Source organism: Bradyrhizobium sp. RDM12, assembly GCF_051917485.1.
Classification (GTDB): Bacteria; Pseudomonadota; Alphaproteobacteria; order Rhizobiales; family Xanthobacteraceae; genus Bradyrhizobium.
In genome coordinates, this window is sequence record NZ_CM133064.1 from 5,583,665 (window position 1) to 5,607,643 (window position 23,979).

Below are 23,979 nucleotides of genomic sequence, written 5' to 3' on the forward strand. Positions count from 1 at the left end.
AGGATTCGCGAGGCCATCAGGCCACGCGAATCTTAAGACTATTTTGCAGGAAAGTGGAATCCGCAAAGTCCCGTGGGCAGGTCTGCGCAGGCGCCGGCGCCGGACCAAGGCCTAGCGCTGGATCACCGGCGGCGACGGCTGCACCGCGCCCTGCCGGGCGGGCGCCGGATTGGCGGGCCGCGCCGGCGGCTTCTTCTGCTGGGTCGGCTTGGGCGTGGTCGCGGTCGGCGCCGTATCGGCAGCCGCCGGCGCCGTGGCGGCCGGCGCCTGTACGTCATCGGCCGGCTCGACCGTGTCGTTCTGGATCTGCTTCTCCATCGCGCGCAGCTTGGCGACATTCTTCTGGTGCGCGTCGTAGGTCTCGGTGAAGGCATGCCCGCCCGAGCCGTCCGCCACGAAAAAGAGGTCGCGGGTACGGGCCGGATTAGCCGCAGCCTCAAGCGAGGCGCGGCCGGGATTGGCGATCGGGCCCGGCGGCAGGCCCTCGATCACATAGGTGTTGTAGGGCGAGGGCTGCGTGATCTCGCTGCGCTTGATCGGGCGTCCCAGCGTGCCCTTGCCGCCAACGAGGCCATAGATGATGGTCGGATCGGACTGCAGCTTGATCTTCTGCTTGAGGCGATTGACGAACACGGCAGCGACCCGGCTGCGCTCGTCCGGCTTGCCGGTCTCCTTCTCGACGATCGAGGCGAGCGTCTCCAGCTGCTCCGGGTCTTGACCGGAAGGTCCGGGCTGCGGCGCTCCCAGATCTCCGCGAGCACGCGCTTGTGCGCCTGTTGCATGCGCTGGATCACCTGGTCGCGCGGGGTCCCGCGCGGGAACTTGTAGGTCTCGGGCAGCAGCGTGCCTTCACGCGGCAATTCGCGCACGCTGCCGGTGAAGATGTCGTTGTCGGACAGCCGCGCCACGATCTGCTCGGAGGTCAGGCCTTCCGGAATCGTGACGGAATGCTGCACCACCTTGCCCTCGACGATGGTGGCGATGACGTCGCGCAGCGATGCGTTCTTCTGGAATGAATATTCCCCCGGCTTCAGGTCCGAGCTCGCCTTCAGCGCAGCCACCGCGGCGATGAACACCCACGGATTGACATCGGTCACGCTTTCCTTGTTCAGGGTCTCGGCGATGTCACGCTTGCCGGCGCGCTGCGGGATGTTGACGATCTTGTCTTCCTTCAGCGGCCCCGGGGCCTCGAGCACCTGCCGGCCGTAATAATAGGCGCCGCCGGCGCCGAGCATCGCAATCAGCAGCAGAGTGATGATGGCGTTGCCGACCACGACAAAGGGATTGCGCGCCCGCTCCGAACGCTTCGGCGGCGGCGGGACCTGCTCGGGCTCGAGCGCTGCCCGGGGACTCCGGGGCGAAATGGGCGGCCTTTCACTCATCGAAGCAACCTGAATCCTGCCGGTTCAATCGCAGCCTGACAATCGCTTGCCGAGCCAAATGCACGCGCCCACAGACATGACTATCGCCGAATACGGCAAAACGGTGGATTCGTCGCAAACACAAACTAATGGGTCAGGCGCCGGACGATGACCGAGGCATTGGTACCGCCGAAACCAAAAGAATTCGACAACGCGACGTTCACCTCACGCTGTTTCGCCCTATGCGGCACGAGATCAATCGCGGTCTCCACCGACGGGTTGTCCAGGTTGATGGTCGGCGGGACGACATTATCGCGAATCGCGAGGATGGCGAAGATCGCCTCGATCGCGCCGGCCGCACCGAGCAGATGGCCGGTAGACGATTTGGTCGAGGACATCGCGACCTTGGACGCGGCGTTGCCGAGCAGCCGCTCTACCGCGGCGAGCTCGATCTCGTCGCCGAGCGGCGTCGAAGTGCCGTGCGCGTTAATGTAATCGAGGTCGGATGCCGTGAGGCCGGCGCGCTTGAGCGCGGCGGACATGCTGCGGAAACCGCCATTGCCATCGGGCGACGGCGACGTGATGTGATAGGCGTCACCCGACAGGCCGTAGCCGATCACTTCGGCGTAGATCCTGGCGCCGCGGCGCTGGGCGTGCTCGAGCTCCTCCAGGACGAGGACGCCGGCGCCCTCCCCCATGACGAAACCGTCGCGGTCCTTGTCGTAGGGGCGCGAGGCCTTCTCGGGTGTCTCGTTGAAGCCGGTCGAAAGCGCGCGTGCGGCGTTGAAGCCCGCGATGCCGATACGGCTGATCGGCGACTCCGCGCCACCGGCAACCATGACGTCGGCGTCGCCCAGCGCAATCAGGCGCGCGGCGTCGCCGACCGCATGGGCGCCGGTCGAGCAGGCCGTGACCACCGAATGGTTCGGTCCCTTCAGCCCGTGCTTGATCGAGACATAGCCGGAGGCGAGATTGATCAGGCGGCCAGGAATGAAGAACGGAGACACCCGGCGCGGGCCGCGCTCCTTCAGCAGGATCGCGGTATCGGCAATACCGTTGAGGCCACCGATGCCCGAGCCGATCATGGTGCCGGTCGCGCATTGGTCCTCTTCGGACTCGGGATGCCAGTTGGCATCGTCGAGCGCCTGGCCGGCCGCGGCCATGCCGAAGATGATGAAGTCGTCGACTTTGCGCTGGTCCTTCGGCTCCATCCAGATATCGGGATTGAAGCTATCGTTCGACCCGTCGCCGCGCACGACGGTGCAGGCGTATTTGGTCTGCAGATCGGAGACATCGAAGCTCTCGATCCTGCGCGCACCGCTTTCGCCATTGAGGATGCGTTTCCAGGTCGGCTCGACGCCGCAGCCGAGTGGCGACACCATGCCGAGACCCGTGACGACAACCCGCCTCATATCCGAAAACTCCGCATCGAAAGATTCACGGCCAATAACAAGAAACCGGCTGACCGCTGCGAAGCGGCCCGTCCGGTTTCAATGTTGTCCCCGCGAAAATGAAGAGCCTTAGCTCTTCGCGTTCTTCTCGAGAAACTTCGTAGCGTCGCCGACGGTGAGAATCGTCTCCGCGGCGTCGTCCGGAATCTCGCACCCGAATTCCTCTTCGAACGCCATCACCAGTTCGACGGTGTCCAGACTGTCGGCGCCGAGGTCGTCGATGAAGCTCGCTGCGTCGACAACCTTCTCGGGTTCAACACCAAGGTGTTCGACCACGATCTTCTTAACCCGTTCGCCAATGTCACTCATTGCATAACCTCGTGTTGTTCCCTGTAGACCCGACCCCCCGGGACGATACGAGCCGTCGTGGTCGTTGACTGCCTTCGCTTACGAACTTTGATTTGGCCCCACCTTAACCGATGGAGGGCCCGGCGAACGACGGCCAAGGCTCCGCATCGCCAATATACAGGGTTTCAAAAACCTGCAATGGCGTTCTTTGCCCATCCGTTGAAGGCCCGGTTATCATACTTCAACTGCCTTGACTACATGCCTCGATTCGCTCCGGAAACGGCCGTTTGCCGCATCCTGCCCCGCCCATGTGGGCAGTGCCGAACGAATTGTCAGATCATGGCCATGCCGCCGTTGACATGGATGGTCTGGCCGGTGACGTAGGCTGCTTCGTTCGAGCTCAGGTAGACCGCGGCCGCCGCAATGTCCTCGGGCGTCCCCAGGCGGTTGGCCGGAACCTTGGTCAGAATCGTCTCGCGCTGCTTGTCGTTGAGCGCATCCGTCATCGGCGTCTTGATGAAGCCGGGCGCGATGCAGTTCGCGGTCACGCCGCGCTTGGCGTATTCGGCGCCGAGCGTCTTGATCATGCCGATCAGACCGGCCTTCGACGCGGTGTAATTGCCCTGCCCCGGATTGCCGGTGACGCCGACCACCGAGGTGATGGCGATGATGCGGCCGAAGCGCTTGCGCATCATCAATTTGGTCGCGGCACGCGCCAGGCGGAAGGTCGCAGTCAGATTGACGTTAATGACCTCGTCCCAATCCTCATCGCGAAGCTGAACGAACAGATTGTCACGCGTAATGCCGGCGTTGGCGACGAGAATGTCGACCTGGCCCATCGCGGCTTCCGCGGCTGGCACCAGCGCCTCGACCTCGTCGGCCTTGGAGAGATTGCAAGGCAGCACGAGGGCGCGCTCGCCAAGCTTGCCTGCGAGATCGTCCAGCACTTCCTTGCGCGTTCCCGAGATCGCAATGGTGGCGCCCTGCGCGTGCAGGGCCTGCGCGATCGCGCCGCCGATGCCGCCGGTCGCGCCGGTGACGAGCGCCTTTTTCCCAGTCAGATCGAACATCGCGTACTCCTCTAGCCCTGCTTCGCAGCGGCCAATGCATCCTTGGCGGCGGCAATGTCGTTCGGACCGCCCACGGCAACACCGACGGCGCCGTCAGCGATGCGTTTGACGAGCCCCGTCAGGACCTTGCCCGCGCCGATCTCGAAGAAACGGGTGACGCCCTGCCCCGCCATGTAGGCAACCGACTCGCGCCAGCGCACTGTGCCGGTGACCTGCTCGACCAGGCGGCGGCGGATCTCGTCGGGATCGGTGATGGCGCTTGCCAGCACGTTTGACACCAGCGGCGCAGCCGGCGCCTTGATCGTGACCCTGGACAGCGCCTCGGCCATAGCGTCGGCGGCAGGCTGCATCAGCTTGCAATGAAACGGCGCGGACACCGCCAGCAACATGGCGCGCTTGGCGCCCTTGGTCTTGGCGATCTCGACGGCGCGATCGACCGCGGCCTTGTCGCCGGAGACGACCACCTGCCCGCCGCCATTGTCATTGGCCGCCTGGCAGATCTGGCCCTGAGCCGCCTCCTTGGCGACCTCCACGGCCGCGTCGTAATCGAGGCCGAGCAACGCGGCCATCGCGCCCGCACCAACCGGCACTGCTCTTTGCATTGCGAGACCGCGGGTGCGAAGCAGCCGCGCGGTGTCCGAGATCGTCAGACTGCCGGCGGCCGCCAGCGCCGAATACTCGCCGAGCGAGTGGCCGGCAACGAACGCCGCATCCCGCCCCACGGAAAATCCGGCTTCAGCCTCCAGCACGCGCAGAGTGGCAACAGACATCGCCATCAGCGCCGGCTGGGCGTTCTCGGTGAGTTGAAGCGCTTCGGCCGGCCCGTCCCAGATCGTGGCCGTCAGCTTCTCTCCAAGCGCGGCATCGACCTCGTCGAACACGGCGCGCGCCGCCGGAAAGGCTTCGGCCAAGGCCTTGCCCATGCCAACAGCCTGGGAACCCTGCCCCGGAAATGTGAATGCTGCAGTCATCGGCGCTCCCTGGATCGCTCGAGCCGCGTGCATCGAGAACCCGGCAGCCGATGACGTCCGGCCCTAGCCTTGGTTCCCGACCATGCTCCGAAAGGGGCCGTAGACACTGTCCGGGGCTGGAATGTCAAGCCAAGATAGGAACTTCGGCCTGCTCTCGACTGGGGATGCAGCCGCTAGAATCCACCATTGGTCTGGTTGGAGTCGACCGCCGCCCCTGCCTGCGCGCGGCGCGCATTGTTGACCAATTGCCCCGGTCGGTCGTCGCGGTCCGGCTTTGCGGTGGCGAGCCGCAGCACTGCCGCGTAGTTCGGCTGCACCTCCATCCGCTCGGCGTGCCGGCTCTCGCTCAACAGGCGATGCACCTTCGGCAGATTGTAGCAGGGCACGTAGAACAGCAGATGATGCTCGAGGTGGTAGTTCACGTAGTACGGCGCGATGAACAGGCGCTCGAGAAAATTCGCATGCGTGGTGCGGGTGTTGCGCAGGGGATCGTTGCTGTCGGGCACCACAGCATGCTCGGCGATGTTACGGATGCGGGTGATGACCATCATCCAGGTCAGTAGCGGCACCAGCCATAGCAGTGGATAGGCCCACCACACGCCGGCCGCCGCGAGCGCTGCGAACATCGCGGCGTTGACCAGGCATTGCGGGCCGAGCTTGTCCCGGAAATGCGCGGCGCGCTGCCGCCATTGCCAGTCGTTCGGACCGAGCGCGTTGAGCAATTGCGCCTTGCGCTGCTGGTACCCGGTCTGCCCGGTGATGTCGCGAATGAACTTGCGGCGATAGCTCAGCTCGGTGATCGGGAACGGCGCCGACAGCACGAGATCGGGATCGTCCTCCTGCTGGGTGCGTGCATGATGCTGCAGGTGATAACGCCGATAGCTGCGTGTCTCGGCAAAGAGCGGATAGGCGCAGAGCCATTGGCTCAGGGCCAGATTGGTTTTCTCGTCAGGAGACAGGCAACCATGCGCACCGTCATGCATCAGGATCGCGAGCCCAAGCTGGCGCGAGCCGATGATGGCGACGGCGAGAACATAGGTGATCGGATTGGGCCACCACGCGACCAAGGCGATCGCGGCAATGATGAGCGCCCAGGCGTGTGCGATCATCGCGACGCCCTTCCAGGTCACGCGCTGGCGCACGTCGGCCAGTTGATCGTCGGTCAGGAAATCGCGGGCACGCATGCGAAGCGCGGTCATGACCTACCCTCCTCGTTCGAATGGCTTGAAGTGTCGCGCTCGTCGACGAGACGCAGGCGCGCTGCATCACCGGTGGATTTCGCCTGCTCGCCGAGGACGCGCAGCATTTCCTCGCAGAGTGCCTCGGGTGGGCGGCCCATGGCGTAGCCCTCGAGAATGACGCCGATGGCGACCGCCCAGAACCGTCGCGAGCTTTCGTCGGGCGCGCGCAGCGAGCGCCAGCCATGGCGGGCCACCTGGCCCGCATAAGCGCGCGCACCTTCGCTGTGAAGGCGTTCGATGGTGCGCTCGACCAGCGGCGCCAGGTCCTGTCGCCGCCGCGTCAGCGTCAACGCCTCGGCAAAGAAGGCGATCGAATCGCTCGCCGTCACGGTCTCGGCCAGCGCGTGGGTGTACTCCCGCGGTGAGCGCGCCTTCAGCGCCGCCTGCTCGGTCGCGCGTGCCAGATACAGCAGATCGCGGCAGGCGCATTCGACGAACAGCGCCTCCTTGGTGCGGAAATAATACGTGATTTGGCTCGGGAACGCGTCCGCTGCGGCTGCGATGTCGGTGATTGCGGTGCCTGACAGCCCCCGCCCCCGAAACAGCGGGCTGGCGGCATCCAGCAGCAGGGAACGCATCTTGCGCCCGGCCGAGCGCGTCGCCCGCGCGGCGTGCTTGGGGTCGCCAGCCGCCTCAAACGGCTCCTGGGCTGACTTTTCCACCATCGGATCCTCTTTCTCCATATTTGTATGATATACAAACAAAGAAATCAACCCGGATGTGGTGTAGGAGGACCGGCCCCGCTCCCCGCATCGGGACGATCCGAGCCGAAAACACGGCCGCAAACCTTGCCAAGCCGGTCAAAATCCGTATAACGCGCGCATCCGCAGACCCCGGCCGGGAGCTGAACGGACGGTCTCAGCAAATCATTCGTGATTTTGATGTGGCAGGGCCAGTCGGCCCGTCGTCCCGTGTTTCCGCCTTCTGAGCTTAATCCCAGAGTCCTTTCCGAAGGTCTCTTAAGGGCTTGACGCCGGGCAATGCGCTAACACGAGGAAAGGACGACTATGGCTCTCTATGAGCATGTTTTTCTCGCGCGCCAAGACGCGAGCACGCAGCAGGTCGAAGAGCTGACTGCGCAAATGACCGGCATCGTCGAGGGTCTCGGCGGCAAGGTCACCAAGACCGAGAATTGGGGCGTTCGCTCCCTCACCTACCGCATGAACAAGAACCGCAAGGCGCATTTCGTGCTGCTCAACATCGACGCGCCCTCCGCGGCGATCGCCGAGATCGAGCGCCAGGAGCGGATCAGCGAAGACGTGATCCGCTATCTCAGCGTCCGCGTCGAAGAGCTCGAGGAAGGCCCGTCCGCGATGATGCGCAAGGCTGACCGCGATCGCGAGCGCGACGACCGTGGCGGCGGCTTCCGCGGCGATCGTGAAGGCGGCGGCTTCCGTGGCGACCGCGAAGGCGGTTTCCGTGGTGGCGATCGTGATGGTGGCGGCTTCCGCGGCGATCGGGGCCCGCGCCGTCCGCGCGACGAAGCTGAAACCACCACGACGGATGGGGAGTAAGACCAATGGCTGAAGCTGGTGCACGCCGTCCGTTTTTCCGTCGCCGCAAGAGCTGCCCGTTCACGGGAGCCAATGCGCCGAAAATCGACTACAAGGACTCCAAGCTGCTGATGCGTTACGTCTCCGAGCGCGGCAAGATCGTGCCGAGCCGCATCACCGCGGTATCCGCGAAGAAGCAGCGTGAGCTCGCCCGCGCCATCAAGCGCGCGCGGTTCCTGGGCCTGCTGCCCTACGTCATTCGCTAAGACGAATTCGACCGGCGGCGATCACGCCGCCGGTCGTGACTTTCTGAACTCATAAGGCTTCCGGGTCGTCCGGTCGCCGATGGTTGGGGCAACGCGCCTCTAACCGCTCGAAGGGAGCGGGACAGCTGATGATGGTATTTGGACTGATAGCCTTGATCGCCGGCGCTGCGTCGGCCCTGATGTTCGCCTCGATCGTGTCGGGCGCGCTGATCTCGCTTGTCCTGGTTTACCTCGCTCCGCTGCCGCTCATGCTCGCCGCGATTGCCTGGGGACCGCTCTGCGGCGCACTTGGCGGCCTCGTCGCGACGCTCATCATCGCCGGTGCGCTCAGCCCGCCCCTCGCCCTCGGTTACGGTTTCGCGTTCGCGCTGCCGGCCTGGTGGCTTGGCCATCTCGCCATGCTGGGAAGACCCGTGACGCTGGGAAGACCGGCGAGCGGCATCGCGGGCTCGGATCCTGCTTCGCCCCAGGTCGAATGGTATCCGCTTGGGCGTATCCTGCTCTGGATTGCGGCGCTGGCGACGCTGCTGACCGCGGGATCGCTGTATTCGATGGGGAGCGATGCTTCGGCCATCAGCGATATAATGCGTCGGGGCTTCGCCAAAATCCTTTCAATGGTGAGCGAGACGACCGTTACCGAGAGTGATCCTCGCGTCGGCCTGATGGTCGCGGTAATTCCGGTTCTGGTCGCCGCATCGCAAATGGCGACGCTGACATTGAATCTCTGGCTTGCCGCCAAGGTCGCGGCCGTTTCAGGTCGGCTGCATCGGCCCTGGCCGGACCTCAGCAGCACAAGCTTGCCGCCGATGACGCTGGTGGCGCTCTGTGTCGCGCTTGCCTTCAGCTTAGTCAGCGGGATGCCCGGCATTCTCGCCGTCGTGGTCACGACCGTCTTGATGATGGCCTATGCGCTGGTCGGCCTTGCCGTTCTGCACACCATCACGCGCGACCTCGCCAATCGCGGATTTTGGCTCGCCTCCGCCTACGCCATCGTCTTGATGTTCAGCGTGAGCCTCATCCTGCTGACTGCCCTCGGGCTTGCGGACGCCGTATTCGGTTTCCGCGAGCGCTTCCTGCGCAACCGGCAACCGCCGCCATTGCCGACAACCTAAGTCCAACCCGAAAACTGAAAACCCAGAGCACTTCAAAGGAGAACGAATATGGAAGTCATTTTGCTGGAACGCGTGAGCAAGCTCGGCCAGATGGGCGAAGTCGTGAAGGTTCGCGACGGCTATGCCCGCAATTTCCTGCTCAAGCGCGGCAAGGCGCTGCGCGCCACCGCCGACAACCGCGCCAAGTACGACGGCATGAAGGCCGATCTCGAGGCTCGCAACCTTGCCTCGAAGGGCGAGGCATCCAAGATTGCCGAGAAGATCCAGGGCAAGAACATCATCGTCCTGCGTCAGGCGTCCGAAGCCGGCCAGCTATTCGGCTCGGTCACGGTGCGTGACGTCGTCATGGCGTTCGAAGCGGATGGCGTTTCGCTCGACCGTCCGCAGGTGCAGCTCGACGCGCCGATCAAGACCATCGGCAAGCACACCATCACCGTCGCCGTTCATCCCGAGGTCGAGGTTGAGGTTTCCGTCACGGTTGCGCGCAGCCAGGACGAGGCTGAACGCATCAACCGCGGCGAGGACATCTCGACCCGCAACGAGGACCGCGATGCGGCCGCCGAAGCGATCGCCGCCGCCGGCGAATTCTTCGATCCGGAAGCCCAGCAGGACGGCGCCGAGCCGGCCCCGGCTGCGGAAGAGACCGAGAAGTAAGCTTCGCGTTCGCGCAAGCTTACGAAGCCCGGTTGCCTCAGGCAGCCGGGCTTTTCGTTTTGGGCGCGACATCCTCACTCAGCATCGCGATCGATGCGAGTGCCGTTGCCGTATGCTTCTCGACACCGTTACTGACGCAGAACACGTCGGCCGCGACTACGGAGACCTGACGGCCCGGTTTGATCACCCTGGCACGGCAGATCAGTTTTTCACCGACCGCCGGCGACAGCAGGTTGAGCTTGTATTCCGCTGTCAGGGCCGCCTGCCCACGCGAGGTCGCGGCCGCGATCGTCGTGGCGTTGTCGACCAGGAACGCAGTGACGCCGCCGTGAAAGAAGCCGTGCTGCTGCAACAACTCCGGCCGACGTTCGACCACAATCGTGCAGGTACCCCGCGATAATTCCGACAGTTCGGCGCCGACCAGGCTCATGAAGCCCTGCCGGCCGACATTGGCGTGGATGCGCTCGGCAATCGGAGTAAACTCGGGATCGGCTGCGTTGCTCATGTCGCCACTCCTTGCTTGGTGTTGACGCGCCCGGGCGGCACCAGCGCACGGATGGCGCAGGCGATCAGCGTGTCGGCCTCACCGCGCGGATCGGCGCGGTCGCGTCCGGAGAGAAAGGCTCGGCAGAAGATCTGTGCCGGGCCGATCAGCTGACTGACGAACATCACCGGTGTCATCGGCAGAAGCTCGCCGCTTGCGACCAGCGGCGCACGCCAGCGCCCGATTCCTTCCGCGAGCCATGCATTCTGCGCGCGCTGGGCGTCGCGGACGTCCTCATCCCACTCGTTGCGCGAGATCTCGAAGAGATAGCGCGCCTCGCGGCGGCTCAGCACCACCCAGTCGAGATGGGCGCGGATCAGACGATCGATACCCTGCTCCGCATCGGCGCCTTGATCGAGCGCCGCAAGCAGCGCGGCGTGATAGTGCCGCAGCACCTCCAGGAACAGCGCGCCAGCGAGCTCGTTCTTCGAGCCGAAGACATGAAAGAAGCTGCCGTTGGAGGCACGGGCCTTGGCGCGGATCGCGGCCACCGTCGCGCCTTCGAAGCCCCAACGATCGAACACCGCGAGCCCCGCAGCCAATAGATCTTCGCGAACGCAGGATGGCATCGTCACCTCCTAGAGCAATACTCTAGATTAGTACTCCAATCTCGGTCAAGACGACGCAGAGGCCGCGCCGGGCGCGGCTCTGCAGATCGGCGGGACGATTGGCTATCGCGAGATCGGCGGCGCCGGCGGACCAGAGGACTCGGTGGGTGCAGGTGACGGCGCCGCGGCGGGCGCAGGTGATGCCGGCTCTTTCGGCTGCGCCGCCGGTTCGGAGCTGGGCGGGGACTCGGCCGGCTTGGAGACGGCCGCTTCCTCAGGCTTTGCCGCAGCCGGTTCAGCCGACTTGGCGGCCGTCGACGGGGCCGGCGTCACCTGCGGCACCGGATCGGGGCGCAAAGCCGGCGTCTCGCTGGCGCGCGGCTCGATCTTGGCGCTCTCCGGCTTGGCCTCTGCCGGCTTCTCGGCCGGTTTCTCTGCCGGCTCGGTGCTGTCGGGCTTGGCGTCACGACCCGGATCGACCTTGGCGCTCTCGCTCTTTGGTTCAGTCTGGGGTTCGGTCTTGGATTCCGTCTTGGGCTCGGTCTTGGGCTCAGTTCTGGAATCGAGCTTCGGCGTGGCTGCGTCGTCCATCTGCGGCTTGCCGCGCCTGCCCATGTGCTTGCCTTTCCGGCCTTCGGGCGGTTGTCCGATGGTCGCCTCGGGCTTGCCACCTTCCTTGACACCCTCCTCGCTCGGCCGCGCCGCGCGCTTCTGACGGCCCTCAGGCGCAGGGCTAGTGCCCTCGCCCTCCGGCTTGGCGGCCTCCTGCGAGCGCTGGCGGCGGCCCTGACGATTGGGCGCTTCGGCCGGGTTGGTATTGGCGTCCTTCTCCCTGGCGCCGTCCTTCTTATCCTTACCGCCATCCTTGGATTGGTAACGGGCGTCGGTCGCACCGTTGGAGACGAGATAGGAGGCCAGCACACCGGCCATGTCGGGGCTGGTCGTGTAGTGCTGACGCAGGAAACCAGGCAGCGAGCCCGGCGAAACCGTCTTCAACAGGCCCCTCGGGCTCTTGTGGCAGGCATTGCAGGTCTGCGTGAAGATCTGGGATGGGGCCTTGCCGGCCTCGAGGTTCGTCGCCTGCGCCAGGACGGCATCGGACGCACCGAAGCCGATCAGAAACAGCACCGTGGCGAGGCTGAGCGCTCGGCTCGACATTCCCATCATCTCCATTGAAATCCGACAGATACGGCCGGCGTGCAGGCGCCGCGGCGGTCACCTTTAGCCGATTGCGCTGCGAATGGAAGCGCGCTCGTCAAGCATGTGATTACGCGTTTTTCGAATATCGGGCTTGAACACAACGCATTAGTCGGGCGGTCGCAGGCTGCATAGTTTTACATGCGAACGCATTGGAACCCCGCGGGGTCCTAAGCGTCAGTACGGATGCCGGGCTAGTCGCATCTTGTCGGGTTCGCTCGAGAGGTGGGTGTTGATGGACCGCTTGTTGTGTAGAATCTTGTCTCAGTTCATCCGCCGCGGGTCGATGACGGTGACCACGGCCGGGGGATGAAGTTCAGCGTCGGCGACGGCTCCGGCGAGCCGGTCGAAGTCCGCTTCGTCACTGCCGACGCACAAAGGAAAGTCCTCATCAATCCCGAGCTCGGGCTTGGCGAGGCCTTTATGAACGGTGAGTTCGTCGTCGAGCGCGGCAGCATAGCGGATGCCCTCGCGATCCTGCTCGGTCAAGCCGACCTGTTGCCGCACTGGGCAAAACCCTGGTGGCACCTGCGCTATCTCGTCCGGCACCTGAGACAGTTCAATGCGCGGGCACGCGCGCGCCGGAATGTCGCGCATCACTATGATCTCGATGCGCGGCTCTATTCGCTCTTCCTCGACGCCGACAAGCAATATAGCTGCGCCTATTTCGAGACGCCGGACGCCACGCTCGACGACGCACAGCTTGCCAAGAAGCGGCACGTCACCGCCAAGCTGCTGGTCAGTCCCGGCCAGCGCGTGCTCGACATCGGCTCTGGTTGGGGCGGACTTGGCCTCTACCTTGCCGAGATCGCAGGCGCCGATGTGACGGGCGTGACGCTATCGACGGAGCAGTTGCAGATCGCGAACACGCGCGCTGCCGAAAAAGGTCTGACGCGACAGGCGCGCTTCCGGCTTCAGGACTATCGCGACATCGATGGGCCATTCGACCGCATCGTCTCGGTCGGCATGTTCGAACATGTCGGAGCAAGATTCTACGACACGTATTTCCGGCGCTGCGCCGAGCTGCTCAGCGAGGACGGCATCATGCTGTTGCACTCGATCGGCCGTTCGCAAGGGCCGGATCTGACCAATCCCTGGATCGCCAAATACATCTTCCCGGGCGGCTACATCCCGTCGCTCTCGGAAGTGGTGCCCGCTATCGAGGACGCCGGGCTCCTGGTCTGCGACATCGAGATCCTGCGCCTGCATTACGCCGAGACACTGAAGGCCTGGCGGGAACGTTTCATGGCGCGGCGCGAGGAAGCCGTGCAGCTCTATGACGAGCGCTTCGCGCTGATGTGGAGTTTTATCTCGCCGCCTCCGAGATGACGTTCCGCAAGCAGGGCATGATGAACTTCCAGATTCAACTTACCAAGCGGCAGGGCGTGGTGCCGATGACCCGCGACTACATCGCACGCGAGGAAGACCGGCTGCGGGCCCTCGAGGGCGGCGCCAAGCCAAGGCTGAAGCTTGCCGGTGAATAGATTCTAGTGCCGCAGGGTCGAAATCGGGGGAGCCGCAAAGACGCCGGTAGCCCCAGCTGCGCGTACAATGCCGCGAGAGTTTCGGGTGCGACCGGCAGGCGCCGCTGGTCCGGCTGAACGGCACGCTCCATGGCGGCGATGAGCCCGGACAGCCAGAGCCGGCTACCTGCCTCGCTTCGCCAAACCTGTAGCTGCCGTTCTGGCCGCATCGCTTGCCTCGTCTCCCTGATGGCCGGTTCCGGGAGACAATCCCTATCCGCCAGTCCTGTTCCGGAGGTACCCCGAAAGAATCCGGGGAGATGTGATCTGCTTCACATAAGTTCGGCCGGTCCTGGCTTAGATCGTCGCCATGAGCAAAGAGACCCAAACCTCATTCGACGTGCAGGACGACCTCCGCACCGATTACGCCCTGATCGCCACCGGCGTCGGTGCGGCCCTGGTGGCGCTGGTCTACCTCCTGCTGGTCTGAACCTGTGCCGAAGGCCGGCCAGCGCGCCATTTCGCGCGCTCTGACATACGTCTGCAGTTCAATTCATTAGGTTCACCGCATCCGGATTCTTCCGTGCCGCGATCGCGGTCACTTCCGGTTCGACCTGAGTTCCGCAAAAATACGTCAAGCGCGGTGCATGCTGCGGCTGCCAATCATCCACCGCTTTTAAGATCGGTTGATAGCGACGAGCTTTTGCTTCCGCTTTGGCTTGAGGCGGCGCTTTATCCCGGCCCCGCATCCGCCGCAGAAAATTGCTATCGCTCGATCATGGCCCTGACTGATCTGAACGTTCTCAAACTCGCGCCCGAACCCGGAACGCCCGCTTATCGGAGTGCGCCGCATAATATTGAGGCGGAACAGAGCCTTCTCGGTGCTATCCTGGTCAACAACGATGCCTTCTATCGGGTCTCCGACTTCCTGGAGCCGAAGCACTATTTCGAGCCGCTGCACCAGACCATCTTCGAGACCGCCGGCAGCCTGATCCGGATGGGCAAGATCGCCACGCCCGTGACGCTGAAGACGTTCCTGCCCGCCGACACCGATGTCGGCGGCATGACCATCGGCCAATACCTGGCGCGGCTCGCGGCTGAGGCGACCACCATCATCAACGCCCAGGACTATGGCCGCACCATCTACGATCTTGCGCTGCGTCGTGACCTCATCGGCATCGGCGAAGACATGGTCAATGTCGCCTATGACGCGCCGGTCGATTTCGCGCCGCGGGCGCAGATCGAGGACGCCGAGCGGCGGCTCTACGAGCTCGCCGAGTCCGGCCGGTATGACGGCGGCTTCCAGAAATTCTCGCAGGCGTTGGCGGTCGCGGTCGATCTCGCGGCAAAGGCGTTCCAGCGCGACGGGAAGCTGTCCGGCATCTCGACGGGAATGCGCGACCTCGACACCAAGATGGGCGGCCTGCAGCACTCCGACCTCATCATCGTGGCCGGACGCCCTGGCATGGGCAAGACGTCGCTGGCGACCAACATCGCCTACAATGTCGCCAAGGCCTATGTCGGCGAGCTCCAGGCCGACGGCACCATGAAGGCCGCCAATGGCGGCGTGATCGGCTTCTTCTCCTGCGAAATGTCGGCCGATCAGCTCGCCACGCGTATCGTGGCCGAGCGCACCGGCATTCCCTCCTCCCACATCCGCCGCGGCGGCATCTCGGAAGCCGATTTCGACAAGATCCGCGAGGTCTCGATCGAGCTGCAGTCGCTGCCATTCTATGTCGACGCAACCGGCGGCCTGTCGATCGCGCAGCTGATGGCGCGCGCGCGCCGGCTGAAGCGCCAAAAGGGCCTCGATCTGCTCGTGATCGACTACATCCAGCTGCTCTCCGGCTCAGGCAAGCGCGCCAGCGACAGCCGCGTGCAGGAAATCACGGAGATCACGACCAGCCTGAAGGCGTTGGCGAAGGAACTTAATGTCCCCGTGATCGCGCTGTCGCAGCTATCGCGTCAGGTCGAATCCCGCGACGACAAACGGCCGCAGCTCTCCGACTTGCGTGAATCCGGATCAATCGAGCAGGACGCCGACGTCGTGCTGTTCGTTTACCGCGAGGAATATTACCTCGCGATGAAGGAGCCACGCCCGGGGACGCCCGAACACGAGAAATGGCGCCTGGACATGGACCTTGCGCACGGCAAGGCCGAAGTCATCATCGGCAAGCAGCGCCACGGCCCGACAGGCACCGTCGATCTGGCGTTCGAAGCCTCGGTCACGCGGTTCGGCGACCTCGCGCCGGACAGTCAGATGCCGGCTCGCAGCGGCAACGATTACTGAGTTCCTTGAACCGGACCTGCCTCTTGCGTAAAACGGCGCCATGATAATGGCGTCCGACCCGAACATGATCCCGCAATCCGGCCTGCTCTCCGCGGAAGCCAATCAGGTTGCCGCGCTCGCTGCCTTCGGCGGCGTGCTCACCGTCGATCTCGACGCCATCATCGCCAATTGGCGCAAGCTCGAGAAGACGGCCGTGCCGGCCGAGTGCTCGGCGGTGATCAAGGCCGACGCTTACGGCTGCGGCACCGCGCAGGTCGCGCAGGCGCTGAACAAGGCCGGCTGCAAGACCTTCTTCGTGGCCACCATCGAGGAGGCGCGCACGGCGCGCGCGGCGGTACCGGACGCCACGGTATATGTGCTCGGCGGCTATTTCCAGAACACCGGCGAGCACTACGCCAAGATCAACTGCCGTCCCGTGATCGGCGACCTCAACGAGCTCGCCGAATGGGACGTGTTCTGCCGCCGCACCGGCTGGTCCGGCGGCGCCGCAATCCACATCGACACCGGCATGAACCGGCTCGGGCTGACGCTTGCGGAGGCGCAGGCCATCATCCCCCGCATCAATGCCGGCGATCATGGCATCACGCTGGTGATGAGCCATCTGGTCTCGGCCGAGCAGCTCAACAGCCCCGTCAATGCCAAGCAGCTCGCGGCCTTCCGCGGCATCGCCAGCGAATTCTCGGGCGTGCCGGCGGCGCTTGCGAATTCGTCAGGCATTTTCCTCGGGGCGCCCTTCCAGTTCGACCTGGTTCGACCGGGCGCCGCGCTCTACGGCGTTAATCCGACGCCGGAGGCCGACAATCCGATGCAGCCGGTGATCGACCTCAAGGCGCGCATCGTGCAGATCCGCACTATCGAGCGCGGCGAAACCGTCGGCTATGGCGGCACCTGGACCGCGCGACGGCCGACCAAGCTCGCGATCATTGCGGTCGGCTATGCCGACGGCTATTTCCGCGCGGCCAGCTCCAACGACGGCACCCGCGGCGCCGAGGTGATCGTGGCCGGCAAGCGCTGCCCGGTGGCCGGCCGCATCTCGATGGACCTGATCGCGATCGACATCACCGACCTGCCGCCGAACGCGGCACGTCGCGGCCACATGGTGACGCTGCTCGGCGACGGCATCACCGTCGACGAGCTCGCCCATCATTTCGGCACGATCGGCTATGAGGTGCTGACGAGCCTCGGCCGCCGTTACGCCCGCGTCTACAAGGGCGGCAATGTCGTGGAGCCGCTGGCAAAGCCGGAGCCCGCGCAGGCGGCCGAGCAGCCGCCCTCCCCGCCGCCGGCCGAGCGGCCGGCCAGCCCGCCGCCGCTGCCGAGCTGAGCTGTCGCCGCTTACTTCTTCTTCCTGCTGTCCAGCGCCGCCTTGCAGGTCGTGCTGAGCTGATCGCGCTTGCCATTGAGGCAGGCGACGATGCCGCCGCCGGGCGCGATACCGGCGCAGAATTTGTCGTAGTCCGCCTTGCATGCGCCGCGCGGATCGGCCGATTGTGCGGAAGTGGCCCCGGAGAGTGCGACGGCGAATGCAATAGCGGCAAAGCTCAACTTGGACATTGTATCTCCGGTGTCGGGACGTGCGAGGCGATCAGCTCTACATGAAGATTGCGACATTCAACATCAACAACATCAACCGCCACCTGCCCAATCTGCTCGCATGGATGCGCGAGGCGAAGCCGGATGTCGTTGCACTCCAGGAGTTGAAGGCAAGTGATGGCGAATTTCCGGCAGCGGCAATCGAAAAGGCCGGCTACGGCGCAGTCTGGCGCGGACAGAAGACCTGGAACGGCGTCGCCATCCTCGCCCGCAACGCCGAGCCGGTGCTGACGCGCGACCGGCTGCCGGGAGGGCCCGACGACCACGAGGCGCGTTACATCGAGGCCGCCGTCCGCGGCATCATCGTCACCAGCATCTATCTGCCGAACGGCAATCCGCAGCCCGGGCCGAAGTTCGATTACAAGCTGGACTGGCTTGCGCGGCTGAAACGCCACGCCAGGACCTTTATCAAGCAGGGCCTGCCCGTCGTGCTCGCCGGCGACTTCAACGTCGCGCCTACGGAGATCGACATCTATCCGACGCGGTCATGGGACAAGGATGCGCTGATCCAGCCGAAAAGCCGTGCGGCGTTCGCCTCGCTTGTCGCGCAAGGCTGGTGCGACGCAATCCGCGAGCTGCATGGAGACAGCCGCATCTACACTTTCTGGGACTATAAGCGGAATCGCTGGCCGCGCGATGCGGGCCTCAGGCTCGACCATCTGCTGCTCAGCCCTGCCCTCGTCTCACGCTTGGCCAAGGCCGGCGTTGACAAGAAGGTTCGTGGCGAGGATGGCGCCAGCGATCACGCGCCGGCGTGGGTGGTCCTACGGTGACAACGCTCACCACAGGCTCTTGCCGTCGATCACATTTACCGGCACCGCTTCCAGATCGAAATCGTCGAACAGGCGCGCATTGACGCCGACTTTGGGATTGTCGAAATCGGGCTTGCCCGTCGACCAGTCCGGCGATTCAGAGTAGGTGCCGCAGCCGCATCTCGCACAGAAATGATGTTTGACCGTGCGCGTGCCCCATTGATAGGAGGCGACGTTCTCCGGCGGCGACAGCAGGCGAAACTGCGCGGGCGTGTAATAAGCCCACAATGCGCCGCGCTTGGCGCAGAGCGAACAGGTGCAGCGCGTCACGCTCGCAGGCGCCTCGGTGACTTCGAACACAGTCTCACCGCAATGACAGCTTGCCTCGACCGGCATGACCCGCTCTCCTTTTTGTCAGGAGATGGTCATAGCCGGCCGCTGCTGCCAACATGCTGTCAGCAGCGGGACGACTGGGCTTGCTCACTTCCGGTTCGCAGTCGCACGAACCGACAGTTGAACGGCGGCGGGCTGTTGGTGTTGGTGATCACAATTCCGCCATCCCCCGCCGCCGTGATCTCGCTCTCCACCTCCAACGTGACAAAGCCGCTGATATCGCCGTGCGACCTCTTGGAGGTGCTGGATATGGCTGCGGTGGATGTCGATCTGGACTCGGTGACCGTGATGAACGAACTGGAGCCGGCGCCGGCATCCCCATTCGCGCTTCCCCCTCCTCCGGCTAAACTCGACCGATTCCCGGAGTCCTGCCCTTGGCCTTTCTCTTCGTTCTCAGCGTCGGCCTCGTCGCCGGCACCATCTCAGGCATCGTCGGCACGGGCTCGTCGATCGTGCTGATGCCGGTGCTGGTGTATGCCTATGGGCCGAAGGAGGCCGTGCCGATCATGGCAGTCGCTTCCGTGATGGCAAACTTTTCGCGCATTCTGGCGTGGTGGCGCGAGGTCGACTGGCGGGCCTGCGCGGCCTATTCGGTCACGGGCATTCCGGCTGCGGTGCTGGGCGCACGGACGCTCCTGGCCCTGCCCTCGCATGCCGTCGATCTCGCCATCGGCATGTTCCTGATCGCGATGGTGCCGGTGCGGCACTGGCTGGCGCGGCACGACCTCAAGGCCAATCTCTGGCATCTTACGATTGGCGGCGCTATCATCGGCTATCTCACCGGCATCGTGGTCTCGACCGGTCCGCTCAGCGTCCCACTGTTTCTGTTCTACGGCCTTTCCAAAGGCGCATTTCTCGCGACCGAGGCTGCCGCCTCGCTCGGCATCTATTTCGCCAAATCAGTGACGTTCGAACGCTTCGGCGCGCTGACGCAGGAGGTCTTCATCAAGGGCCTCGTCGCGGGCTCGTCACTGATGGCCGGCGCCTTCATCGCAAAACGCTTCGTGCTGCATTTGAAGCCGGAAATGTTCCGCCTGGTAATGGACGCGATCATGATCGCGGCGGGGCTGTCCATGCTCTGGACCGCTATTCAAACGTGACGGTCACGCACGAGCTTCCCCTGCCGGAACGAACCGTTGAGATTGCGCGTTCCTGCGAGGAAACCGCGAGGGTGGACGTGCCGCGCTATCATTTCGATCTGGTGGATTCCAGGACCGTGACCGACGAAGGGGGCTCAGAGCTGCCGGACGACATTCAGGCTTTGGACGTTGCCGAAGTCATTGCCAGGCGACTTCTGGCGGAGCGACCCGAGCTCAAGGGCCGCAACTTCTCCATTCTCGTCACAAACCAGGACGGCGAGGAGATCGGGAAGGTGCCACTGGATGTGCTGCACTGAAGTCTCGCAGCCGAATCTCGCCGTAGAACCTTACAGTACGGCATCGCCCTGGAGTTCGCCGAGATGTCGTTGAGGATCGGAGTGATCTCAGACACGCACGGTCTCTTGAGGCCGGAGGTCGAACAATGCCTTGCCGGAGTGTCACACATCATCCACGCCGGCGACATCGGCGCGCCGGACGTTCTGGAACGGCTCCGGCCAATTGCGCCCGTCACCGCGATCAGAGGAAATGTCGATGTCGGCGATTGGGCGAGACACTATCCCGAAACCGAAACGCTCCACCTCGGCGGCCGCTGCTTCTATCTCCTGCACGATCTCAAGGCTCTCCAGATCGACCCGGCGAGTTCTAAGATTGATGCCATCATCTCCGGTCACTCGCATCGGGTGCAGATCAACACGATCAAGGGAGTCCTGTTCTTGAATCCCGGCAGCGCTGGCCCGAGGCGCTTCAAACTGCCGATAACACTTGCAACGCTCGAACTGGATGAGGCGGGCCCCCTGCGGCCCATCATTCATGACCTCGACAGTTGAGAGCAAACACGCATGTCGGGAAATGACTGATAAGCCTAGTGCTTCAACCTGCCCAATGCGCGCCGCCCACTGACATAAACCAATATTGCTGGAATCACGGCGGTTAGGGCAAAGAGGAACCACTGTCGGAAGTAGAAGAAACCCCAACGATCTGGATGAAAGCCAAATATCGGCTCTCCGCTTTGGTCAGATCGAACACAAGAAAAAATGCTGCAAACGGAACAAGCAAGATGAATTGCCCGATCTCTTTAGGCGACACCGGAAGAACTTGCCTCTTCTCCTGCAAATGCGCTCGAACAAAACCTAACGCGCACGCGAACGGCCAAATCCAAAGTGTCGCACAAAGAAAGGCATAGCTCGAAGCGTGCCCCGGACCGAGACCGCGCAGAACAACCTCATATTGCGTTGGCAATACAGGCCAAATCGGAGCAATGATGCTCATCAGCCATTGCGTCTTCCCGAGAAAGCCCGCCAACACACCGGTTGAACCTAAGACCGCAAACAGCAGCGGTGCAGCCGCCCCAGTAGACGGTCCGCATAAAGACACGCTCCACCAGATTGCGCGTTGAGATCGTTACTTCGACCTGAGCGTCGGGCAGAGCTTGTGACGACGATCCCACTGACGTTGCTGCAGCCGCTACATCCGTGTCTCGCATTTTTGTACCACGACAAGAGAAGCTAGTTGAATTTCGAAGGCGATTTATGACCAATACGCTCGATCTACTTTCGGTTGCGGCGTCACCATGCTACACGTCTGCGGTCTTGACAATCCATCCAGTTGGACAAGCTCGAATCCAATTCGGCTTGCTCAGAACAGGCCGAATGATCTCCTCAGACCCTGGCGGAGTATTACCGGCTGAAATGCGGCGGCGGAGCGAGAATCGGATTGCAAAGCTTCCCCACTTTTGAGGTCCGTCGCGCAAATGGTGATGCGCAGGTCGCCAGCCTTCAGGCGTTCGAAGTCGATCAGCTGTTGCAGGCGGTCCAGCGTTGGGCGCCAAGCCCAATGCCGCCGGAGAAGACAATCGCCGTCAGAGATTGGTCGTCGGCCGTATTCGCCCCTGATCCCGTTCCGTGCTATCAGCAGCCCCGACATCCTCGACTCACCAATCCCATGGCCAAGAACACGCTTTCCTTCGTCTGCCAGAACTGCGGCGCGGCCTATAACCGCTGGCAGGGCAAGTGCGAGTCCTGCGGCGAGTGGAATACGCTGGCCGAGGAAGACGCGACCGGCAGCGTGCCGGTCTCGATCCGCTCCAAACGCAAGGGCCGTACCTTTGCGCTGGAGAGCCTCGCGGGAAAAAGCCCTGACGCGCCGCGCCTGTCCTCGGGCATGACCGAGCTCGACCGCGTGACCGGTGGCGGCTTCGTTCGCGGCTCGGTGCTCCTCGTTGGCGGCGATCCGGGATCGGCAAGTCGACGTTGCTGACACAGGCGACCAGTCTGATGGCGCGCGCCGGCCACCGCATCGTCTACATCTCCGGCGAAGAAGCCATCGCCCAGGTGCGTCTGCGCGCCGAACGGCTCGGGCTGTCGGACGCGCCGGTGCAGCTCGCGGCCGAGACCTCGGTCGAGGACATCGTCTCGACATTGTCGGAAGGCGCGGTCCCCCGGCTGATCGTGATCGACTCGATCCAGACCATGTGGACCGACACGGTGGAATCGGCGCCCGGCACGGTGACGCAGGTACGCGCGTCGGCGCAGGCGCTCATTCGTTTCGCCAAAAAGACCGGTGCGGCCATCATCCTGGTCGGCCACGTCACCAAGGACGGCCAGATCGCCGGCCCCCGGGTCGTCGAGCACATGGTCGATGCCGTGATGTCCTTCGAAGGCGAAGGCTCGCAGCAGTTCCGAATCCTACGCGCCGTCAAAAACCGGTTCGGCCCGACCGACGAGATCGGCGTGTTCGAGATGACCGGCCTCGGCCTGCGCGAGGTCACCAACCCCTCCGAGCTGTTCCTGTCCGAGCGCGATCTCGGCACGCCAGGCACCGCAGTCTTCGCGGGCATCGAGGGCACGCGGCCCGTTCTGGTCGAATTGCAGGCGCTGGTGGCCCCAACCTCGCTCGGCACCCCGCGCCGCGCTGTGGTCGGCTGGGATCAGAGCCGGCTCTCGATGGTGCTGGCGGTGCTGGAAGCCCATTGCGGGGTTAAGCTGTCCGGCCACGACGTCTATCTGAACGTCGCAGGCGGCCTACGCATCCACGAGCCGGCGGCGGATATGGCCGCTGCGGCGGCGCTGGTTTCCTCCCTGGTTAATGCGCAGTTACCCACCGATGCCGTTTATTTCGGCGAGATTTCACTTTCCGGCGTCATCCGCCCGGTGGCACAGACCCCGGCCCGGCTCAAGGAAGCGGTCAAACTCGGCTTCAAACGCGCCGTACTGCCCGAATCGGCCCGGGGCGCCGAGGCCAGCGGTGACACCGGCTTGACTCTGAACGCGGTCAACACCCTGACCACACTGGTCGCCGAAATCGCCGCCAAGGGCTCCCGCCGCGGCGACTCGAGCCCGCCGGCGGAGAAAAATGCCACACCGGCAAGATTCCGCCGCGGAGAGGGGTAGCTGGAGGTGACGTCAAGCGCCCCCACAGCTATACAGCCGTCACAAAAGCAGCATGGGATTGCGTGGTTGCGGCCTTGCCGGGCGTGCCGTCTGCCCCTCTTTTAGGGCGGCGGCCAAGCACCGATTCGCTGAGCACCCTTTGAGAGTACGAGCGGACCAGACCAGCCGATGCCAGTTACACTCCTCGACCTGATCCTGCTCGGTGTGATGCTGATCTCGGGCCTGCTCGCGATGGTTCGCGGCTTCATGCGCGAAATCCTCTCGATTGCGGCCTGGGGCACGGCGGCGATCGTGACGCTGTACTCCTTCTCCAAGCTGCTGCCGACCGCCAAGACCTATTTCAACAACGACACCGTCGCGAGCGTGGTCGTGGTCGCCGGCGTGTTCGTCGGTACCCTGGTCGTGGTCTCCGTGATCACGGTCCGGATCTCCGACATGATCCTGGATTCGCGCATTGGCGCGCTGGATCGCACCCTCGGCTTCCTGTTCGGCCTGGCGCGCGGCCTCTTGATCGTCGTGGTCGCGTTCCTGTTCTTCACCTGGCTGGTGCCGGACAAGCAGCGCCCGGACTGGGTCACGGGGGCCAAGTCCCGCGTGGTGCTCCAGGGAACCGGGGATTGGCTGATGTCCCTCTTGCCGGATGACCCCGAGAACACCATCTTGAAGAGATTCAAGAAAAACAAACCAGATGATGATCAAGCTGATACCGAGCAGCAGCCTTCGGGCAGTGGCGACGGATACAGTAAACCTGCTCGTGACAGCCTGAAGAAGCTGATCGAGAAACCTGCGGCGCGTTGATTGAG

The 23,979-nt window shown here is 64.0% G+C and carries 23 protein-coding genes and 3 pseudogenes; 13 read left to right on the forward strand and 13 right to left on the reverse strand.

Annotation, left to right across the window (positions count from 1 at the left end; translation table 11 throughout):
- Nucleotides 1-111: 111 nt before the first annotated feature.
- The 7 genes and pseudogenes from mltG to ACTGJ9_RS27490 all read right to left on the reverse strand — a co-directional run bounded on the left by mltG (nt 112) and on the right by ACTGJ9_RS27490 (nt 7,047).
- Nucleotides 112-1,382, reverse strand: a pseudogene (gene mltG, locus ACTGJ9_RS27460) (endolytic transglycosylase MltG).
- 125 nt (nt 1,383-1,507) lie between these two features.
- Nucleotides 1,508-2,773, reverse strand: coding sequence for a beta-ketoacyl-ACP synthase II (gene fabF, locus ACTGJ9_RS27465; RefSeq protein ID WP_456673629.1), 1,266 nt, complete (start codon nt 2,771-2,773; stop codon nt 1,508-1,510).
- 108 nt (nt 2,774-2,881) lie between these two features.
- Complete coding sequence (locus ACTGJ9_RS27470) at nt 2,882-3,121, reverse strand: acyl carrier protein (RefSeq protein WP_008130699.1); 240 nt, start codon at nt 3,119-3,121, stop codon at nt 2,882-2,884.
- A gap of 311 nt (nt 3,122-3,432) precedes the next feature.
- Nucleotides 3,433-4,170: a 3-oxoacyl-[acyl-carrier-protein] reductase gene (fabG, locus tag ACTGJ9_RS27475; protein ID WP_456673630.1), complete on the reverse strand. Its 738-nt coding sequence runs from the start codon at nt 4,168-4,170 to the stop codon at nt 3,433-3,435.
- 11 nt (nt 4,171-4,181) lie between these two features.
- On the reverse strand, nt 4,182-5,141 hold the full coding sequence (fabD, locus tag ACTGJ9_RS27480; RefSeq protein ID WP_456673631.1) for an ACP S-malonyltransferase: 960 nt from the start codon (nt 5,139-5,141) through the stop codon (nt 4,182-4,184).
- A gap of 173 nt (nt 5,142-5,314) precedes the next feature.
- Nucleotides 5,315-6,340, reverse strand: a complete 1,026-nt coding sequence (locus ACTGJ9_RS27485; protein WP_456673632.1) for a fatty acid desaturase family protein — start codon at nt 6,338-6,340, stop codon at nt 5,315-5,317.
- Nucleotides 6,337-7,047, reverse strand: coding sequence for a TetR/AcrR family transcriptional regulator C-terminal domain-containing protein (locus ACTGJ9_RS27490; RefSeq protein ID WP_456673633.1), 711 nt, complete (start codon nt 7,045-7,047; stop codon nt 6,337-6,339). Before ACTGJ9_RS27490 ends, ACTGJ9_RS27485 begins: the two co-directional genes overlap by 4 nt.
- Nucleotides 7,048-7,389: 342 nt before the next feature.
- On the opposite strand from ACTGJ9_RS27490, the gene rpsF reads away from it, so the two are divergent.
- The 4 genes from rpsF to rplI all read left to right on the forward strand — a co-directional run bounded on the left by rpsF (nt 7,390) and on the right by rplI (nt 9,907).
- A complete protein-coding gene (gene rpsF, locus ACTGJ9_RS27495; RefSeq protein ID WP_456673634.1) occupies nt 7,390-7,896 on the forward strand; it encodes a 30S ribosomal protein S6 in 507 nt (168 codons plus the stop codon).
- A 5-nt stretch (nt 7,897-7,901) separates the two neighbouring features.
- On the forward strand, nt 7,902-8,141 hold the full coding sequence (rpsR, locus tag ACTGJ9_RS27500; protein WP_007592020.1) for a 30S ribosomal protein S18: 240 nt from the start codon (nt 7,902-7,904) through the stop codon (nt 8,139-8,141).
- A 128-nt stretch (nt 8,142-8,269) separates the two neighbouring features.
- Nucleotides 8,270-9,253, forward strand: a complete 984-nt coding sequence (locus ACTGJ9_RS27505; RefSeq protein WP_456673635.1) for a DUF2232 domain-containing protein — start codon at nt 8,270-8,272, stop codon at nt 9,251-9,253.
- Nucleotides 9,254-9,301: 48 nt separating this feature from the next.
- Complete coding sequence (rplI, locus tag ACTGJ9_RS27510) at nt 9,302-9,907, forward strand: 50S ribosomal protein L9 (protein ID WP_456673636.1); 606 nt, start codon at nt 9,302-9,304, stop codon at nt 9,905-9,907.
- Between the two features lie 37 nt (nt 9,908-9,944).
- Here the strand turns inward: rplI and ACTGJ9_RS27515 are convergent, their stop codons facing one another.
- From ACTGJ9_RS27515 to ACTGJ9_RS27525, 3 genes are all read right to left on the reverse strand, one after another.
- On the reverse strand, nt 9,945-10,412 hold the full coding sequence (locus ACTGJ9_RS27515; protein ID WP_456673637.1) for a PaaI family thioesterase: 468 nt from the start codon (nt 10,410-10,412) through the stop codon (nt 9,945-9,947).
- A complete protein-coding gene (locus ACTGJ9_RS27520; protein ID WP_456673638.1) occupies nt 10,409-11,020 on the reverse strand; it encodes a TetR/AcrR family transcriptional regulator in 612 nt (203 codons plus the stop codon). The genes ACTGJ9_RS27515 and ACTGJ9_RS27520 overlap by 4 nt, the downstream gene beginning before the upstream one ends.
- A 102-nt stretch (nt 11,021-11,122) precedes the next feature.
- Entirely contained in the window at nt 11,123-12,157 is a 1,035-nt protein-coding gene (locus ACTGJ9_RS27525; protein ID WP_456673639.1) for a hypothetical protein, read from the reverse strand.
- Between the two features lie 274 nt (nt 12,158-12,431).
- Here ACTGJ9_RS27525 and ACTGJ9_RS27530 point away from each other — a divergent pair.
- The 3 genes and pseudogenes from ACTGJ9_RS27530 to alr all read left to right on the forward strand — a co-directional run bounded on the left by ACTGJ9_RS27530 (nt 12,432) and on the right by alr (nt 17,273).
- Nucleotides 12,432-13,680: pseudogene (locus tag ACTGJ9_RS27530) on the forward strand (class I SAM-dependent methyltransferase).
- 757 nt (nt 13,681-14,437) lie between these two features.
- Nucleotides 14,438-15,949 carry a replicative DNA helicase gene (locus tag ACTGJ9_RS27535; RefSeq protein WP_456673640.1) on the forward strand — a complete coding sequence of 504 codons (1,512 nt, stop codon included), beginning with the start codon at nt 14,438-14,440 and terminating at the stop codon, nt 15,947-15,949.
- Nucleotides 15,950-15,995: 46 nt separating this feature from the next.
- Nucleotides 15,996-17,273: an alanine racemase gene (gene alr / locus ACTGJ9_RS27540; RefSeq protein ID WP_456673641.1), complete on the forward strand. Its 1,278-nt coding sequence runs from the start codon at nt 15,996-15,998 to the stop codon at nt 17,271-17,273.
- Between the two features lie 11 nt (nt 17,274-17,284).
- Here the strand turns inward: alr and ACTGJ9_RS27545 are convergent, their stop codons facing one another.
- Nucleotides 17,285-17,503 carry a cysteine rich repeat-containing protein gene (locus tag ACTGJ9_RS27545; protein WP_456673642.1) on the reverse strand — a complete coding sequence of 73 codons (219 nt, stop codon included), beginning with the start codon at nt 17,501-17,503 and terminating at the stop codon, nt 17,285-17,287.
- A gap of 41 nt (nt 17,504-17,544) precedes the next feature.
- Between ACTGJ9_RS27545 and ACTGJ9_RS27550 the strand changes: the two genes are divergently transcribed.
- On the forward strand, nt 17,545-18,315 hold the full coding sequence (locus ACTGJ9_RS27550) for an exodeoxyribonuclease III (RefSeq protein WP_456673643.1): 771 nt from the start codon (nt 17,545-17,547) through the stop codon (nt 18,313-18,315).
- A gap of 6 nt (nt 18,316-18,321) precedes the next feature.
- On the opposite strand, the gene ACTGJ9_RS27555 is transcribed toward ACTGJ9_RS27550, so the two are convergent.
- On the reverse strand, nt 18,322-18,690 hold the full coding sequence (locus ACTGJ9_RS27555; protein WP_456673644.1) for a GFA family protein: 369 nt from the start codon (nt 18,688-18,690) through the stop codon (nt 18,322-18,324).
- A 371-nt stretch (nt 18,691-19,061) separates the two neighbouring features.
- On the opposite strand from ACTGJ9_RS27555, the gene ACTGJ9_RS27560 reads away from it, so the two are divergent.
- From ACTGJ9_RS27560 to ACTGJ9_RS27570, 3 genes are all read left to right on the forward strand, one after another.
- The gene (locus ACTGJ9_RS27560) at nt 19,062-19,787 is read left to right on the forward strand and encodes a sulfite exporter TauE/SafE family protein (RefSeq protein WP_456673645.1); all 726 of its coding nucleotides are present in this window, start codon (nt 19,062-19,064) and stop codon (nt 19,785-19,787) included.
- The gene (locus tag ACTGJ9_RS27565; RefSeq protein ID WP_456673646.1) at nt 19,784-20,083 is read left to right on the forward strand and encodes a DUF6894 family protein; all 300 of its coding nucleotides are present in this window, start codon (nt 19,784-19,786) and stop codon (nt 20,081-20,083) included. Before ACTGJ9_RS27560 ends, ACTGJ9_RS27565 begins: the two co-directional genes overlap by 4 nt.
- A gap of 63 nt (nt 20,084-20,146) precedes the next feature.
- Nucleotides 20,147-20,614 carry a metallophosphoesterase family protein gene (locus ACTGJ9_RS27570; RefSeq protein WP_456673647.1) on the forward strand — a complete coding sequence of 156 codons (468 nt, stop codon included), beginning with the start codon at nt 20,147-20,149 and terminating at the stop codon, nt 20,612-20,614.
- A 103-nt stretch (nt 20,615-20,717) separates the two neighbouring features.
- Here ACTGJ9_RS27570 and ACTGJ9_RS27575 read toward each other — a convergent pair whose 3' ends face one another.
- The gene (locus ACTGJ9_RS27575; protein WP_456673648.1) at nt 20,718-21,056 is read right to left on the reverse strand and encodes a hypothetical protein; all 339 of its coding nucleotides are present in this window, start codon (nt 21,054-21,056) and stop codon (nt 20,718-20,720) included.
- 672 nt (nt 21,057-21,728) lie between these two features.
- Between ACTGJ9_RS27575 and radA the strand changes: the two are divergent.
- Nucleotides 21,729-23,176 (forward strand): annotated as a pseudogene (gene radA, locus ACTGJ9_RS27580) (DNA repair protein RadA).
- A gap of 168 nt (nt 23,177-23,344) precedes the next feature.
- The gene (locus ACTGJ9_RS27585; protein ID WP_027535210.1) at nt 23,345-23,974 is read left to right on the forward strand and encodes a CvpA family protein; all 630 of its coding nucleotides are present in this window, start codon (nt 23,345-23,347) and stop codon (nt 23,972-23,974) included.
- The last annotated feature ends 5 nt before the right edge of the window (nt 23,975-23,979 follow it).